This is a genomic window from Rhizobium sp. TAL182 (assembly GCF_002117725.1).
GTDB classification, from domain to species: Bacteria; Pseudomonadota; Alphaproteobacteria; order Rhizobiales; family Rhizobiaceae; genus Rhizobium; species Rhizobium esperanzae.
The window spans coordinates 628,630-644,420 of record NZ_CP021024.1 but is presented as its reverse complement, the minus strand read 5'-3'; the positions used below and the strand labels follow the sequence as shown (position 1 = coordinate 644,420).

Sequence of the window (15,791 nt, the reverse complement as noted above, 5' to 3'; positions counted from 1 at the left end):
TGGCGGCTGTTCTGCCGCGCACAAACCGAACGCGATTGCAAATGACTGAACATGCCATGACCTGGGGGATCGCCGGCCTCACTGCGATGGGCGTCGTCGTCCGTCCCTTCCGGTGGCCGGAAGCGATCTGGGCCGTCTTCGGCGCCCTGCTCCTGCTCGCCTTCCGCCTGCTTGGACCCCATGATGCCCTGGCGGGCGTCGCCAAGGGCGGCGACGTTTATCTCTTTCTGATCGGCATGATGCTGCTCTCCGAACTTGCCCGGCGCGAAGGCCTGTTCGACTGGATCGCCTCCATTGCAATCGCGTACGCCCAAGGATCACCCCGGCGTCTCTTCGTGCTCGTCTATCTTGTCGGCGTGATTGTCACCGTCTTTCTTTCCAACGATGCGACGGCCGTGGTGCTGACGCCGGCCGTCTATGCCGCCTGCCGGACGGCGCGGGTCAAAGACCCGATGCCTTATCTGCTGATCTGCGCCTTCATCGCCAATGCTGCGAGCTTCGTTCTGCCGATTTCCAACCCGGCCAATCTCGTGATCTTTGCCGGCGGAGACATGCCGCCGCTCTCCCGCTGGCTGTCGACATTCATGCTGCCGTCGATCATTTCGATCGTCGCCACGTTCCTCTGCCTCTACTGGACGCAACGCCGCGCCCTTGCAGAAGACACTCTTGCCGCCGACACGCAGCAACCGCCCCTCTCCCGCAGCGCCCGCCTCGCGGGATGGGGAATCCTGCTGACGGCCATCGTTCTTATCACGGCGTCGGCCATGCATGTCGACCTCGGCGTGCCGACCTTTGTTGCGGGCACGATCACCACCGCGATCGTTCTGATGCTGACGCGGCAAAGCCCGGCCGAGACGATGAAGGGCATCAGCTGGAGCGTTCTGCCGCTGGTCGCCGGCCTGTTCGTCATCGTCGAATCGCTCGATCATACCGGGCTGACGAACATTCTCTCCGATCAGCTGGCTGCGCTTGCCTCGGCCTCGCAATCGCAGGCGATCGGCGTGGCGGGCCTGCTCGTCGGCGTGATCTGCAACCTCGTGAACAATCTTCCTGCCGGCCTGCTTGCCGGCAGCGTGGTGCAGGCCGCAGGTGTCTCCGACAAGATCGCCGGCGCCGTGCTGATCGGCGTCGATCTCGGACCCAATCTGTCGGTGACGGGGTCGCTGGCGACGATCTTGTGGCTGTCTGCCCTGCGCCGCGAAGGCCTGCATATCGGCGCCTGGACGTTTCTAAAACTCGGAACCGTCGTCATGGTCCCCGCACTCATTCTGTCTCTGGGGTCGCTCCTCTTGTTTTGAGTGGAAGCGCAGAACCGCTCTAACTTTTTTGATTTACCCAATTATGTGGTGAAATGGTGCGAGAGGCCTTCGTGCAGGCAGTTTCCAAAGCAAGAATGATTACTTGCGCAGCGAATGCGACGCATTCAAACAACTGACGGCCATTCAGCGGGAGGATCGATGATGGGCATCATCGACGAGCGTGAAGAAGCACTCGAGAAAGAGTACATCGTGAAGCTCGAGCGTTCGTTCCATATCAAGGCGAGGCGCGACCGGCTGCTGGCACGCTGGGCGGCCGAGCTCATCGGACGAACCGACTTCGACGTCTATTTCGACGAAGTCATTTCCGCCGAGTTGCTGGAGTCAGGAGATGAGAACGTCTTCAGAAAGATTCTCAGCGACCTGCAATATGCGGACGTCGCAATCAGCGCTCAGACGGTTCGCGAGAAAATGAAGCAGCTTCTGCTTGAAGCGGCGAGGTCTCTCGACGAGGCCGGCTAAAGCCTTTCCGGGTGATGCGCGCCAAGCTGCCGGCACTTTCGTGCCGTCTCTTCCCCTCCAGCGCAGGCCCTCATGCCAGCTGAGCGCCTTCTCGGGGCGATGAGGCGTCTGGCCGCCGCGTCATTTGCGGCGCTGCAAGACAAACGGATCAACCGCAATCTTGCCCCCGCCGAACACGACCAATGCCAGCGCCATTGCCGCCCAGGGCAGGTGAAAGTTGGCCCAGCCCTCCGGGATGGTGAGTTGGATGATCGCCGTCATCAGCAGCAGACCGAGGGCAGCGAAGCGTGTGGCCAAGCCGAGGATCAGCAGAATTGGCAGAACCAGTTCTCCAATTCCGGCGGCCGTCGCCATCGTCAGAGGAAACGGGTAGGCGACTGCGCTGCCGAAGATATGAAGCTTGAACTCCTGCTCGAAAAGATATCTTGCGCCCGATGAAAGCGTCAGGAAGCCGTCCCATTTCGTCAGCCCCGACTTGAAGAAGGGAATAGCCAGCGCAAAACGCAATGCCAGCAGCGGCAGCGACCTGGGAACTGAGGCGAGCAGGCCTTCCGCGCGTGTGACGAGGGAGGCAGCGGCAGCGCCAAAGCCGTGCGAAGGGGCCACTTCGGTTTTCATGTGGAGTTTCCTTTATACTGTTGAAAGGCTCTAAACGCGCCGAGACCGGCAAGGCCGACCAGCGCCGTTCCGAAATCGAATTCCGGGGCAGCCGCACATGCCGCCTCTGCCGCCTCACCGAGAGTGGCGGCGTTGAACAAGGCGGCTGCAAAAACAGCGTCCCGCGGCGGCAGGACATGAACATTGACCGACATCTCCGGTCGCACGACCAGGACCGCTTGCCCGCCCCAGTCGGAGACTGGCGAAACCATCTCCTCTTGATGTGCGCTCCAGATCGAACCAACCGGAAAATTCGACAGGATCAGGTGCGCGGATGGGTGTGGGAGGAGCCGCAAGTCCGAAAGCATCTCGGGCGCCACGGCTCCGAGTGCCGCAAGATCGAGAGGCGCGCTGTCGGCGGCGTGGTAAGCCTCCGTCCAGGCGGCCTCGAGCCGGGCGACATCGGGCAGATAGACAAGCGTGCCCGCAGGCTCAAAAGCTGCGATGAAGTCGGGGAAATCGTCGCCATATTCCATGACCAGCGGCGAGGCCGGCTTGTGATCCTGGGCGTAGGCTCGCGCCACGGCCGAAAAGAACTCCGACCCGACGAGCCTCTCAGTCACCGGAAAACGTTGCGCCAGCGCCTTTGTCAGCCCGACGAACACATTGTTGCGGTATACGGCAAACCGCGCCGCGTCGGGCTTGCCGCGTGCGTTGATGATGCCCTCCGGCACCCGCCGCTCGGCATGCAGCAAGGCATCGGCGAAGGCGGTTTGGCGGGTTGCGAAATCCATTGTCACGCCGCCCGATTCCGGCGCGCGCCGCGGCAAGACGTTTCGGCGGCGAGCATCGCATCCGCGCGTTTTGCCTCTGAATACAGTGTGGCGAAATCCGGAACATTATTGTCCCATTCAATCAGCGTTGGGAGTGCGCCGGTGCGCGCGAGGGTATGTTTGTAGAGCGCCAATACGTCGCTCTTCACCGCCGTCGCGTGCGCGTCGATCAGCAGCCGGTCGCCGGCGGGGTCGACGGTTTCGTCGTAACCGGCAAGGTGAATCTCACCGACGAACTCGACCGGAAAACGATCTATATAGGCGGTGGCATCAAGCCGGTGGTTTACCGCCGAGACCATTACATTGTTAACGTCGAGCAGAAGGCCGCAGCCCGTCCGCTCGGCGATCGTCGCCAGAAAATCCACTTCATCGATCGTACTGTCGGCGAACAGTATATAGGTGGAAGGGTTTTCCAGCAGCAGTTGTCGCCCGAGCGCCTGTTGCGTTTCATCGACATGGTCGACGACTCGCGCCAGGGTTTCTTCCGTGTAGGGCAGCGGCAGCAAATCATTGAGAAATCCCGTGTCATGCGTCGACCAGGCCAGATGTTCGGAAAAGCTCTGAGGCCGATAGCGGTCGAGCAAGCTGCGAAGCCGCTTCAGATGCGCCTTGTCGAGCCCACGCGCCGCGCCGATCGATAAGCCGACGCCGTGCAGCGACAGCGGATAGTGTTCCGTGATGGCTTGGAGATAGCGATGCGGCGGCCCGCCTGCGCCCATGTAGTTCTCGGCATGGACCTCGAAGAAGCCGACGTCCGGCAGATCGACCAGAATGGTGTCATAATGCTCGGGCTTTAGACCGAGGCCGGCCCGTGCAGGCAGGAGGACAGGTCGGTTTGTTGAAGCGGTCATCGCAATTCTCCCGATTTGACGAGAAAAGTTGGAGGCCCGGGCATCGGGCCTCCGCTTTCCGGTCAGCCTTTGGTCGGCTCGAGCTTACCCATGTGCCCGTTGACATTCATGCTGACGCAGGCACCGGCCGGGACGGCCTTCCAGGCGTTGCCCTGATAATCCATCGTCGATGTACCTGCACAGGTCGTGCCGGCACCGGCGGCACAATCATTGTGACCCTTGAGCGCGATGCCATAGCATTTCTCCTTGCCCACCATCTTCTCCGCCGGCAGCGGTGCGGCGAAGGCAGCAGATGAAATCGCAGTGGCGAGCGAGCCTGCGAGGGCGAGGCTGAGAGTGGAACGGTTCATGGATGGTCTCCTCTTGCAAAGATCCGCGCACCGGTCATCGGCCGCGTAATCCCTCTTTCGAGACGACGATCCCGCTTGTTACAGGCATAACGAACACGAATTGGTGATCGGCCTTCGCACGATGGTATGGTTTTGTTCGTGGGACGGTGGCGGCGCTCGTTTGGCGCAGGCGCGCCGGAGGATTTCGCGGCACCCAGCTTATGGGTATTCACCTGTGACGGCTTCAAGGACCAGTGGTCCTTCCGCCTCCAGCCTGACACGGCCCCTGCCGACGCGCGCGAGGCGGATGGGCGCCTGCTTTTCTTCGAGCCGGCGGCGCAACAGCAAGAGCCGGGTTTCGAGATTGTCCTTGATCTCCGGCATGCGTGCGCCGGCCGTCAACCGCATTTCCCGGTTGGTGAACTCGCTTCTGCCGTCGCTCAGATGCCAGTCGAGCATCAGGCGCAGCAGAGTGCCGGCAACGCCCTTCACGATGTAAGTGCCATCGATGAAGACGCTGTCATCGAAGCGGTGATGAACAACGCGGATTTCTCGGCCGGCGGCAACAGGCTCGGGCGTGCTGGTCGCAGGTCTCTGTTCGGCGGCAGCCGCTGCGCGCTCGCTGGCCCTGAGGGCGCCGGCAGCCTGTCCCGCCAGTATCTCGAGAGCAGCTTCGTCCTCTTCTCGGAAGGCGAGTCGCTCCGTGCTCTCGATGAAGAGCACGCCCGTCACCGCGCCGCCGGCGATCATGGGAACGGCAATCTGGCTCATTGCCGTCGGCAAATGCGGGAAAGCGATCGTGCGCGTCGTATTTTCAGCCCCTTCCGCCTCCAGACCGATCGCTTCGCCAAACCGGCGCACACGGCTCATGTCACTGACCTTGATCGCCTGTCCACCCGCTGCCGCAGCCCCGATCAATCCGTCGCCGCCTGCGATTTCGGATCCGAGGCCCGAGCGCTCGTAGCCGATGCTGCCCATCGTGATCAGGCAGCCGCGATGGCTGTCGTGGATGAGCACGAGCGCATTGCCGCATCCGAGGACTTGCTTGACGCCGACGAGCAGGCTGTCGATGATCTCATCGGCCTCCGACTGTCGCTCGATCGCCTTGATCGCCTTGGAAAGATCAGGGAGGCTGACAGGCGCCCGGCTGCTCGGCGGCGAAGCTGTTTCCACCGGCGAGGGAACCTTCTCAATTCCGTACACCCGGAAAATATCGGCGCTCCTCAGCCGCATGACATCCGACATGCCGATCTGCGCGCTGCTCGCCTTGAGCTGGCGAGCGATCTTGTCGAACAGCGCGCCGGCATCGACCGAACGAACGAAGCCGACGTCGAGCAGGAACTGATCGCCGGTGAACCCGTCCACCAGGATCAGCGTGACCTTTGGATTGGCGCGCACATTCGCCGCCGTCTTGGCGAAGAACTGGTTGGAGAGCGCGACATGCTCCTCATCGACCCGCACCACATGGGAGAGATAGGATATGTTCGGCATGCCGTCGGCCGAGGCCGTGGCGATGATGGAGGGAATGACACCCTCGAAGCAGGCGGAAAGATCGGAAAGCCGCAGGTTCATTGGGACCGCGCGCCAACATGGGTGCCCGCCAGCATGCCGGCGAGCGGGCCGGGCGTCTGGACATATATCTCACTGATCACCAGCCTGGCGACCCGCGCCTCGCGCGCCGTCAGCCATGGCGCGATAAGACGCCGGGGGACGCCGAGCGATTCGAGCTCGTTCGTCGCCGCGGTGATGAAATGATCGGCGCGAGCGAGGTCAGAACTCTGGATCTCTTGCATGCCGGCGCTCCCCTTCAGCTGGAAACTTACATAATCCGCGGGGGTTACGAAGGTGGCGGCAACCCGCCCGGTCTGCCGGATTCCGATTTCGAGCCGCGGCCACTGCCAGGCTGAAAAGATGACGTCGATCGTTTCGCGGTCTTCCAGAAGATGGAAGCCGACGCCGCGTCCCGCCGAAGGACGGCCGGTCTCGTCGGCCGCCGCGATGATGCACATCAGCGGCCTGTTGAAAAAATCGAGAAGCCTGTCGTCAAGCCTCACTGCCGTCCCCCATTGCTTGCCCCAATCCTCCTTAGCAAACTTTTAGGATTCCCGGTACGGCTTGCACATTCATTTAGGAACGCCGTTTTTTTCGCTGCGCTATAGAAACGACGTACCGGCTGAACGGCCTCGATTATCACCATACCCCAGTGTTCGGCGGCCCCGTGCCGCCGGGCGAAAGACAATCGCGCCCGCCCCGCATGCCGGAGCGGGGCACGGATCTCTGCGTTTTGCCGCAGGCGAAACCGCCGGCGGTCGATGCGGGACGAATTTGGAGAAAGAGAAATGGAGAAGTTTGATCATGCGGCAGTTTCGCCGCCGGGGCATGGGTTGCCGGCAATGGCTTTCGGCACGCATGTCATCCGTTTTATGGCGGGCAATACTGGCGGTTCGCTCGGCATGTTCGAAGCCTGCGTGCTGCCCGGCGAAGGTCCGCCACTACATGTGCATGAGCGCGAGGACGAGTTGTTCCGCGTTCTTTCCGGCCGCTTCGGCTTCTGGTGTGCCGGCGATTATGTCGAACTCACGGAAGGCGGCTCTATCGCTTTGCCGCGCGGTGTGCCGCACCGGTTCCGCAATGTGGGACAGACGGAGGGCCGCCTCATGGTCGTCGTCACCCCGGGCGGGTTCGAGAGCTTCTTTCCGATCGTCGAACTCTGCAAGCCCGAAACACCCGAGCAGATCGCCTCGATCGCCAGGGGCTTCGGCCTGACCTTCCCACCCGAGGACGATCGCAAGGTCGCCTGAACCACCAGAAACACGTCCCGAAACTGAGCAACGGTCCATTTGAAAGGAAACCGAACGATGACACATGTACCGTCGAACGAAAACGCAATGACCCTGACAGCCGCGCAGCTCGATGCCTATTTGGCCCGGATCGGCGTCGGGCGGCCGTCGCGCCTCGACATCGACAGCTTGTCGCAGTTGCATCGCGCCCATCTCATGAGTTTTACATGGGAGGCACTGGACGCCTTCATGGGATGGCCCTCCGCGATCACCCCGGCTGCGGCATTCGCCAAAATGGTCGAGAGGCGGCGTGGCGGCTGGTGTTATGAGATGAACGGCCTCTTCGGCGCCGCGCTTGCGGCACTCGGCTTCCGTGTGACCCGCCTTTGCGGCGCCGTCGACCGGGAAAAGCTCGGCGACATCGCCATCGGCAATCATCTGACGCTGCGTGTCGATCTCGAGCATCCCTATCTCGCCGAGGTCGGCATAGCGGACGCCATCATCGAGCCGGTGCCGCTTGTGGCCGGGCCGATCAGCCAACGCGGCTTCGATTTCTCCATCATGCCGGCCGACGGGAGCTGGCTGCGCTTCAATAATCATGTGCTCGGTATCGCGAAAAGCTTCGATTTCCGGCTCGACCACAGCGACGAAGCCGCGATGGCCGCAACACAAGGCTGGCTGATGCAAGATCCCGGCTCTCCGTTCACCAATGCGCTCGCGGTGTTGCGGCATACGGCGGACGGCTACGTCGCCCTCCAGGACGACCGTCTGCGCCGTGTGACGGCGAACAGCCTCAGCGAGGAGCGCATTACGAGCGCCAGCCATCTCGGCGACACGTTCGAGACAGTATTCGATCTCGACATCCCCCTGCCCGACCGCGTCTGGGAGCGCCTCCAGACGATCCGCCGCGACAAGGCGGCGTGAGCCCGACACCTCATCATTTCACATCCGAGGAATTATCAATGTTTCGCATAACTGCACTCGCCCTTGCTCTTACCTTGAGCACGACCTTCGCCCTTGCCGCCGCCACCGATCCTGCGCCGGGCGGAGCCTACAAGACCGATCCCTCGCATTCGAGTTTCAATTGGTCGTTCGACCATTCCGGCCTGTCCCACTACACGGCGCGCTTTACCGGAGTCGATGCGCGGCTCGAATGGAAGCCGGAAAAGCCGGAAACTTCGACGCTTTCGGTCACGATCGATCCGCTTTCGGTCCGCACCGACTATCCATGGCCTGAGAAGGTCAACTTCGATGCGGAGATCGGTGGAGACGAGAGCTTCCTTGCAGCCAAGCCGATCACCTTCGTTTCCAGGACGATCCATGTGACGGGCAAGAAGACCGGCACCGTCGAAGGCCTCCTGACCCTGCGCGGCGAGACGCACCCGGCAAAACTCGACGTCACCTTCAACGGCTCGATGGCGGAGCACCCGATGATGGGCGTCCCGAAGATCGGTTTCTCGGCGACCGGCAGCATCCGTCGCAGCGAATGGGGACTGGATTTCGCAATCCCCGAACTCGGCGACATCGTCACCTTCGCGATAGAAACGCAGATGGTGCCGGCTGGTTACTCATTCCAGTGAGAAGCGAAGCGGGGCGGCAGGTCCAACGGACCTGCGCCTCTTTGCCGATTTCGCTGGAAATGGCGATGCGACCCCTTTATCTTGCAGGGATGGCGTGTGCTGCGTGCGCCACGGGCTTTCCCGAAATCGACGGAGACTGAAGATCAACCTTCCAAAACACAGGGAGCGCTGACCGGTGTCGCAGCCTATCTCTCCGGGTCTCATCCGATCCACCCTTCGCCAGTTCCTCGATAGCGAAGCTTCAGGCGGTCTCGTGCTGATGGCAGTCGCCTTGGCTGCAATCGTGACGGCGAACTCACCGCTTGCAGAGGGTTACTTCCACGCTCTTCACATCTATCTAGGGCCGCTCAGCCTGCTGCACTGGATCAATGACGCGCTGATGGCGCTGTTCTTCCTCCTCGTCGGGCTCGAGATCAAGCGCGAAATGCTGGACGGCCAGCTCTCCAGCTGGAGTCGCCGCATTCTGCCGGGTGCGGCGGCACTGGGAGGCATGCTCTTCCCCGCCCTCTTCTACATCCTGTTCAACCGGGAAAACCCGGCCGCCCTGCGTGGCTGGGCGATCCCGACGGCGACGGACATCGCATTCGCCCTGGGCGTCATCTCCCTGTTCGGCCCGCGCGTGCCTGCCTCGTTGAAGATCTTCCTGGCGGCACTGGCGATCATCGATGACCTGGGGGCTGTCATGATCATTGCGCTGTTCTACACGAGCGATCTCAACTTGCTGGCGCTTGCAGGGGCTGCGGCGGTGCTCGCCGCGCTCTATGGCATGAACCGGGCCAGGATTCTGAAGCTGTGGCCGTATCTGCTGCTCGGCGCCGTGCTCTGGGTGCTCGTCTTCGCGTCTGGAATCCACGCGACATTGGCCGGTGTTCTTCTCGCACTGACGATTCCGTTGAAGGCAACGCCGGGAACGCGCGAGGCGAGCCACGAGCAGTCGCCGTTGCACCATCTCGAGCACATCCTACAGAAGCCCGTCGCATTCATCGTCGTTCCGATCTTCGGCTTTGCCAATGCCGGCGTCTCCTTCTCCGGCGTCTCGGCAGCCACGCTGACGGAGCCATTGACCCTCGGCGTGGCGGCGGGACTTTTGCTTGGAAAACTGGTCGGCGTTCTCAGCACGGTCTTCCTGCTCGTCAAAATCGGTCTCGCCGACCTTCCCGCCAAGGCGAGCTGGGGGCAGATGACCGGTGTGGCCGCCCTCTGCGGCATAGGTTTCACCATGAGCCTTTTCATCGGGCTGCTTGCATTCAACGATCCCAGCGTCCAGGACCACGTGAAGATGGGCATCCTGCTGGGGTCTCTGCTGTCCGGTCTGGTCGGCGCGGCGATGCTCGCAACATTCAATCGCCGATCCTGAGAGAGCGGGCTGCAGTTCTCCATGAAGAACCCGGCCGACAGCGCCCTTTGTTTCGGCCGAAAGAGACCTCCAGTCAAAGCTTTGGGGTCAAACATCTGCAACAAAAGCTTGCTCGAATTGTACGCAAATTTTCGATAAAGTCGGCCAGTCGCTGGCCTAGCAGTGACATTTGTCTATTCGCTGTTTTTATTATCCCGAACCAGCATCGCTTACACTTCGGTTTTAAATGTCGATACCTTTACGTTCAGCCTCACTGCAGAATAGATGCCGCGGCTACAGTGTTGAAGATCTCATGACGGACGCCGCTTTTGCCGCTGCTCTGCGTGAATCCGCCTCCGAGCTACTGGCAATCCATCGCAGAGCGCCGAGAATAGTGCGTTATGTTGCCGATCTGCAGAAGTGGCTGCTCAGCCAGGCGGCGTTGGCATTGCATTTTGAGCGGAAGCTCAACCCGTCCTGCCCCCCGTTGACCGCTTCCAACCTCGCAAAATTTCTGGTCGAGAACCACATCGCCAGCCACAACACCGTCGTCGCACATATGAAGGAGATGGCGTATTACAAATTATTCGAGCCGGTGGAGACGACGGATCGGCGCGCCAAACCGTTACAGGCGAGCGCCTATGCTGAAACCTTGATCCGGCAATGGTTCGAGGGGCACCTTCGTTCCTTGGACGGCATAGGCGCGGGAGATCGCTGTCGGTGGTCGGAGGCGGATGAGACAATTCTGTATCGCGCTCAGCCGCGTATTGCATGTCGGCTGTTTAACCATCCGGATTGGTATAGCCCGCCCGAAAGCGTTGCGCTGTTCGTAAGGTCCGAATCCGGAAGCAACATATTGCACGACCTCATGTCGCGTGTGCCACTGGCACCGGTCGTAGGTGAACGCACTTGGGTGGGCGATGTCTCTGCACGACTGACCGCGGCCGAATATGTCATTTCCCGCAGTCATGCCAGCAGATTGCTGGCGGCCGCGCAAAATCAGGGATTGCTGGGATGGGAGGCTACCCAAATGAGCGGGGATTGCTGGGTTTCCGAGAGATTCGTCCTCGACTACAGACACTGGCAGGCCACGAAATTCTCAGTTATCTCCGAGGTTTTGGCGAGTATCGAGTAGATGCATGCTTGTGATCGCGCCGGGATCAGGCAGCGTCGGCGCCGCATAAATCCCCTCGGTCATTGCAGTCTCAGTCCACCGATTCCATTGACGACAATGCGTTGCAGTTCAAAGGAATGAATTGGCGGCGCATTCCTATTTCGGCTAAACGACCGTTCCCACATGCGCCGCGGTCAAACGCTACCAGTTCCAATAAGCGAGCTTCAGGGGTGCGGGGAGCACTCCTGCCGACAATTTAGATTCCTTATCAGCCCACAAACCCACTCATCTTCAGCTATTTCGTAAATCAGTTGATCCTGCGGCCAATTTGAGGAGAAGATTCTTTCTCCTTTCGATGACCGCGTTGCCCGCTGGATCATGAACGCGACCGTTACCTTCCCCGAGGGATTGGAGAACAGTCGCAGCTCGCCGTCAATGGTGTAGATACACACTTCCCTCATGGTTTCCTCCTTGCCGTTTAACCAAGAAATTTCCGAAATTCGACGCAGCGCGCTTCAGCTTCAGCAGGGAAAACAGCAGTCGGAAAATCGTCGTCACTCAGCACTTTCTTGAATGTTGGACCTATCTTTTCAGTTACATCCTTTGAAAACTCGAAATCTTCTGGCAGGGCTTGGCAGATCTGTGCTGCCATATCGTTTAATTCGTACATTTTCCCTTGATAACGCTTATACTGTTCTTTCGAAAGTCGGGATGAACCAAGGCCACCAACCTCGATTTCTGCCGAAAGCAAATCGGTTAGACGCAGTCGGCGCTCCGAGTACCTATTAATGCTGTCGGTGAGGCTGCCGTACTTTTCCGCTAGAAGAAACAGGTTGTTGGGAACGTCGAATTCTTTCCCGCCGATCAAAACCGCCGCTTCCTGTGCAGTGAAACGGTCAGGATTGCTGGTTATGCCTGACATCGGTAGCACTTTCTGCCAAAGGTCCAGATCACCGACGCCATTCTTCTCAGCTGTCTGAAGCATATTAAGGACGAGGCCGAGGACCGAGTAGAGCTGGTTGGTAATCGTCATTGCCTTGACGAACATCTCGAGCGCGATCGCCTTGTCCTTTTCAATCCTTACCGCTTCGTCGCGGCGTAGTTGTTCAGTGGCAGTGCGTTTTGCAAGCCACCACGAGATGGCGGCCGTTCCAAGTGTTCCAAATACGGCGCCGAGCACTGCAGCGATCAATGTTGACGCGACTGTAATCCCGTTCGCACTGCTCCAATAGTCGAATGAGAAAATCGAGACGTGTTCTTGGGGTTTGAGGAAATCGGAAAGCGCGTTCATGACATAAGCTTGAAGGGATTTCATGCCGGTGATCCACCATCGCATCATTACGTTTTAGCATCTCGCTTTTCGATCGCCTTGCGTGCACCCTCAGGCAACAGGGCATAAAGGGCGTCGACCTCGACGCGCTCGGTAATTAGGCGCTGAACAATGCGGTTGAGGCACTGCAGGATAAAACGTGCTGTCGGCTCATCGTCTTTTAAGTCGATCTCACCAGGATGCACAGCGTTGTTCCCAATGACGCGAACAGAGTCCAACATCTTTTGGATATCTGGACTGAGCCCTTTTGCGACCAACTCGCCGATTTGCTCGTGTAGCTGATCCTTCTTGCAGCCGAGTTCCTTGCATAGTTGCTGGAGAGCTAGGCGCGCCAGAGCTGCCGATGCCCTGGGCGAAGCGGAAACAATCTTCGCCGCCTCTGTGAAGGTTTCTTTAACAGCCCGGGGCATGTCGTCATGGGCCAGAATTTCGCTACCGGCCGGGTAGATCATCTGAGAATAAAGCCATACTGAGATGTCACCGCAGTGATTGCATTCGGCGGCGTTCATGTTCCAGACTATGCGGGCGCCGTAGAGGTCACTTCTGGGCAGTCCGAAGAAGGTTTCCCGTCCGGCTCGTCGGTACAATTCTTTCACCATAGGTTCGGGCGGATCATCCGGCCCTTTTTGCTTTACCCTCGCAAGTAGCTCGTCCGCACTCTCTTTTGTGTGGCGTAAGGGCGCTTCTCCCTTCTCGCTTCGGTCCTGATAAAGGCTGTGCCAATGCTGCGTTGCGCGCACCCCACAGTGTGGGCAGTTAAATTCCGATTTGTTTATCCTCGGCTCGGAATATCGCGCGCTCATCTTTTTTCCATCTATCGAGTTTGCTTGGGCAAGCCCGCCGGAGGGCCGGCGGGCGGAACTTCGCTTCCAACAGGTACGGGTGCAGGCACCTTCACTTAATGGAGATCGCGCTTTTCGCGGGCGATCTGCTCGCTGCCGGGATGGCGCTTACCCTTCAGCACTTCGTTGACACGGCCTTGGTTCACGCCGAAGCGGAAGGCAATTTCGTGCTGATATTCGCCGTTCCAGCTATGCAGCCAGACTTGGACGGCATCATCAAGAGTGAGTCGATAATTCGTATGTTTCATTTTCGAGTTCCCTATGGGTTAGGAAACCTCGATCGGCTTGACAGGCCAACCTCCCCAAGTATCCTTGAGGGCGTTATCGGGTGAGCTGTCTGCCGATCGAAGCATTCGGTTTATTCGACACGAGGCCGGGGGTGCAACCCCGGCCTTTTTTCGTGCCCTGCTCGCCGCGTGGGCGATCAGTGAGGAAAGTAAAGTGTAAACGCCATGTTTCCGTCAAGGGGTTGAAAATTAACACCTGTGGAACGGGTGCATGCAGTAAGCATTTGCAGCAAATAGACTTTTCATCACCCACAAATAAAAGCTGTTTAAAAACAGGGTGTTTCACCTGAAACACTAAGCACATGAAAATACTTGGGAAAGGTGGCTATCTGGCCGCGACAGTCCCCGAATTCCACAGTTTAGGCTTGTGAGAAAGTGAACTTGATGGGCGCAAGCGCGAATCACCGTAACTCTTTGCCACGAAAGTCGATCACCATTAACATGGGCACATCGGCAGCATCGCCGCTGGCGCGCGGACGCATCTGCTACAAGCGGAAGAAGATCAATCTCAGCAGGGTCTTCGCCGGTCAGGCCGTCGGCATCAAACAGGTCGAAGACCATATCTGGCCGACAAGCTTATGGGTTACGATCTGGGATATTTCGATGATGAGACGAGCCGGCTTGAACCTTTGCCGAACCCTTTCGGTCCAAAGCGTTAGCTTTATCTTAGGAATAAAACGTAACCTATGAGTCTAGGATGGATCGAAACTGAATGGTGCCCAGGGGCGGAATCGAACCACCGACACGCGGATTTTCAATCCGCTGCTCTACCAACTGAGCTACCTGGGCCAACCTGCTTCGCTGCGGTGCTCTTGATGAAAAGAACTGCGGGGGCCTTGGTTCGCCCCGGAAGCGAGCGGGGTTATAGCATCTTGTTCGCCCATGGCAAGCGTCAAATGACTCTTTTTTGACGGTCTTGCCAATTTTGCCGATTCATGTGGAAAAATAAGAGCTTCGGGGAGGAAATCTGCTAGTTTTCCTCGTCGGGATAATCGGCCTTCGTTTCGTCGTCGGCCACCGGAATGGCGTAGGAGCCGGTCAGCCAGCGGGAGAGATCGACCTCACGGCAGCGGTTGGAGCAGAAGGGGTAATGTTCTCGGTTCGAGGGTTTGCCGCATTCCGGGCAAGGACGCGTCTTGCGCAGCGGTTCGACCTTGGCGGCGGCTTTCTTGTCTTGGGGCATCATCGGTCCGTCCTAAAGCATGGCGCCGTGGGTCAGCCCTCGGGCCACCGGCTATGCACATCGAAGCCCTCGCCGGTCAGAAGCAGAATGGTTTCATATAGCGGCAGGCCGACGACATTGGTGTAGGAGCCCACCATCTTCTGCACGAAAGTGCCGGCAAGGCCCTGGATGCCGTAAGCGCCCGCCTTGCCGCGCCACTGGCCGGAGGCTAGGTAGTTCTCGATCTCGAAACCGGAGAGCCGCTTGAAGCGCACCTTGGTCTCGACGATCTTCTGGCGAATCTTGCGATCCGGCGTCACCAGGCAGATGCCGGTATAGACGAGATGGTTGCGTCCCGACAGGAGATGCAGCGAACTCAGCGCCTCGTCGGCGAACTCGGCCTTGCCGAGAATGCGCCGGCCGACGGCGACCACCGTATCGGCGGAGAGGATATAGCTCCCCTTCCAGGTGATATCGCCCTTGATGGCGGCAAGTGCTGCCTCGGCTTTCTCGGCCGACAGCCTTCGGGCGAGCGAACGCGGATGCTCCGACTTCTTCGGCGTTTCGTCGATATCCATCGGCATCAGGCGCGAAGGCTCGATGCCGGCCTGGTTGAGCAGGTCGACGCGGCGGGGCGAGCCCGAGGCCAGAATGAGCTTGTATTTCAGCGCCATGAAACCTCGACCATCGGCGGACGGGAGCGGGCAGACTTACTTGAAACGATAGGTGATGCGGCCCTTGGTCAGATCGTAGGGCGTCATTTCCACAAGCACCTTGTCGCCCGCGAGAACGCGGATGCGGTTCTTGCGCATGCGGCCGGCGGTATGAGCGATGATCTCGTGTTCGTTTTCAAGCTTCACGCGAAACGTCGCATTCGGCAGAAGTTCGGTGACGATTCCCGGGAATTCGAGGACTTCTTCTTTCGGCATATAGTGGTTTTCTTCCTGTGGGTTGCAGAGGCAGCGCAACGCG

At 59.5% G+C, this 15,791-nt stretch carries 19 protein-coding genes, 1 tRNA gene and 1 pseudogene; 8 read left to right on the top strand and 13 right to left on the bottom strand.

Features of this window, described 5'->3' with window-relative positions; translation table 11 throughout:
- Positions 1-41 precede the first annotated feature (41 nt).
- Positions 42-1,298: an arsenic transporter gene (locus Tal182_RS03245; RefSeq protein WP_085858053.1), complete on the top strand. Its 1,257-nt coding sequence runs from the start codon at positions 42-44 to the stop codon at positions 1,296-1,298.
- A gap of 159 nt (positions 1,299-1,457) precedes the next feature.
- Positions 1,458-1,778, top strand: a complete 321-nt coding sequence (locus Tal182_RS03240; protein ID WP_157700389.1) for an ATPase inhibitor subunit zeta — start codon at positions 1,458-1,460, stop codon at positions 1,776-1,778.
- Positions 1,779-1,898: 120 nt separating this feature from the next.
- On the opposite strand, the gene Tal182_RS03235 is transcribed toward Tal182_RS03240, so the two are convergent.
- From Tal182_RS03235 to Tal182_RS03210, 6 genes are all read right to left on the bottom strand, one after another.
- Positions 1,899-2,396: a DoxX family protein gene (locus Tal182_RS03235; protein WP_085858052.1), complete on the bottom strand. Its 498-nt coding sequence runs from the start codon at positions 2,394-2,396 to the stop codon at positions 1,899-1,901.
- Positions 2,393-3,169 (bottom strand): DNA-binding domain-containing protein, encoded by a 777-nt coding sequence (locus tag Tal182_RS03230; RefSeq protein WP_085860799.1) that lies wholly within the window; start codon positions 3,167-3,169, stop codon positions 2,393-2,395. The genes Tal182_RS03235 and Tal182_RS03230 overlap by 4 nt, the downstream gene beginning before the upstream one ends.
- A gap of 2 nt (positions 3,170-3,171) precedes the next feature.
- Positions 3,172-4,059: a DUF692 domain-containing protein gene (locus Tal182_RS03225; RefSeq protein ID WP_085858051.1), complete on the bottom strand. Its 888-nt coding sequence runs from the start codon at positions 4,057-4,059 to the stop codon at positions 3,172-3,174.
- Positions 4,060-4,121: 62 nt separating this feature from the next.
- Positions 4,122-4,409, bottom strand: coding sequence for a DUF2282 domain-containing protein (locus Tal182_RS03220; RefSeq protein ID WP_085858050.1), 288 nt, complete (start codon positions 4,407-4,409; stop codon positions 4,122-4,124).
- Between the two features lie 198 nt (positions 4,410-4,607).
- Positions 4,608-5,960: a GAF domain-containing protein gene (locus tag Tal182_RS03215; protein WP_085858049.1), complete on the bottom strand. Its 1,353-nt coding sequence runs from the start codon at positions 5,958-5,960 to the stop codon at positions 4,608-4,610.
- A complete protein-coding gene (locus Tal182_RS03210; protein ID WP_082240262.1) occupies positions 5,957-6,442 on the bottom strand; it encodes a pyridoxamine 5'-phosphate oxidase family protein in 486 nt (161 codons plus the stop codon). Before Tal182_RS03210 ends, Tal182_RS03215 begins: the two co-directional genes overlap by 4 nt.
- Positions 6,443-6,727: 285 nt before the next feature.
- On the opposite strand from Tal182_RS03210, the gene Tal182_RS03205 reads away from it, so the two are divergent.
- The 5 genes from Tal182_RS03205 (at position 6,728) to Tal182_RS03185 (ending at position 11,219) form a co-directional block, all read left to right on the top strand.
- Positions 6,728-7,189: a cupin domain-containing protein gene (locus tag Tal182_RS03205; RefSeq protein ID WP_085858048.1), complete on the top strand. Its 462-nt coding sequence runs from the start codon at positions 6,728-6,730 to the stop codon at positions 7,187-7,189.
- Between the two features lie 87 nt (positions 7,190-7,276).
- Positions 7,277-8,092 carry an arylamine N-acetyltransferase gene (locus tag Tal182_RS03200; protein WP_245344803.1) on the top strand — a complete coding sequence of 272 codons (816 nt, stop codon included), beginning with the start codon at positions 7,277-7,279 and terminating at the stop codon, positions 8,090-8,092.
- Between the two features lie 38 nt (positions 8,093-8,130).
- The gene (locus Tal182_RS03195; protein WP_085858046.1) at positions 8,131-8,748 is read left to right on the top strand and encodes a YceI family protein; all 618 of its coding nucleotides are present in this window, start codon (positions 8,131-8,133) and stop codon (positions 8,746-8,748) included.
- Between the two features lie 175 nt (positions 8,749-8,923).
- Positions 8,924-10,105, top strand: a complete 1,182-nt coding sequence (gene nhaA / locus Tal182_RS03190) for a Na+/H+ antiporter NhaA (protein WP_085858045.1) — start codon at positions 8,924-8,926, stop codon at positions 10,103-10,105.
- Between the two features lie 292 nt (positions 10,106-10,397).
- On the top strand, positions 10,398-11,219 hold the full coding sequence (locus tag Tal182_RS03185; protein ID WP_085858044.1) for a hypothetical protein: 822 nt from the start codon (positions 10,398-10,400) through the stop codon (positions 11,217-11,219).
- 457 nt (positions 11,220-11,676) lie between these two features.
- On the opposite strand, the gene Tal182_RS03175 is transcribed toward Tal182_RS03185, so the two are convergent.
- The 3 genes from Tal182_RS03175 to Tal182_RS03165 all read right to left on the bottom strand — a co-directional run bounded on the left by Tal182_RS03175 (position 11,677) and on the right by Tal182_RS03165 (position 13,618).
- Positions 11,677-12,513, bottom strand: coding sequence for a hypothetical protein (locus Tal182_RS03175; RefSeq protein ID WP_125461453.1), 837 nt, complete (start codon positions 12,511-12,513; stop codon positions 11,677-11,679).
- 23 nt (positions 12,514-12,536) lie between these two features.
- Positions 12,537-13,331: a DUF4145 domain-containing protein gene (locus tag Tal182_RS03170; RefSeq protein ID WP_085858041.1), complete on the bottom strand. Its 795-nt coding sequence runs from the start codon at positions 13,329-13,331 to the stop codon at positions 12,537-12,539.
- 95 nt (positions 13,332-13,426) lie between these two features.
- Positions 13,427-13,618: a hypothetical protein gene (locus tag Tal182_RS03165; protein ID WP_085858040.1), complete on the bottom strand. Its 192-nt coding sequence runs from the start codon at positions 13,616-13,618 to the stop codon at positions 13,427-13,429.
- Between the two features lie 513 nt (positions 13,619-14,131).
- Between Tal182_RS03165 and Tal182_RS03160 the strand changes: the two are divergent.
- Positions 14,132-14,316 (top strand): annotated as a pseudogene (locus Tal182_RS03160) (integrase); the annotation flags it as partial.
- 54 nt (positions 14,317-14,370) lie between these two features.
- Here the strand turns inward: Tal182_RS03160 and Tal182_RS03155 are convergent.
- From Tal182_RS03155 to infA, 4 genes are all read right to left on the bottom strand, one after another.
- Positions 14,371-14,446, bottom strand: a tRNA-Phe gene (locus Tal182_RS03155).
- A 181-nt stretch (positions 14,447-14,627) separates the two neighbouring features.
- On the bottom strand, positions 14,628-14,840 hold the full coding sequence (gene yacG / locus Tal182_RS03150; RefSeq protein ID WP_085860796.1) for a DNA gyrase inhibitor YacG: 213 nt from the start codon (positions 14,838-14,840) through the stop codon (positions 14,628-14,630).
- A 32-nt stretch (positions 14,841-14,872) separates the two neighbouring features.
- Positions 14,873-15,493, bottom strand: coding sequence for a Maf-like protein (locus tag Tal182_RS03145; RefSeq protein WP_011423951.1), 621 nt, complete (start codon positions 15,491-15,493; stop codon positions 14,873-14,875).
- A gap of 36 nt (positions 15,494-15,529) precedes the next feature.
- Positions 15,530-15,748, bottom strand: a complete 219-nt coding sequence (infA, locus tag Tal182_RS03140) for a translation initiation factor IF-1 (RefSeq protein ID WP_003545338.1) — start codon at positions 15,746-15,748, stop codon at positions 15,530-15,532.
- Positions 15,749-15,791 lie beyond the last annotated feature (43 nt).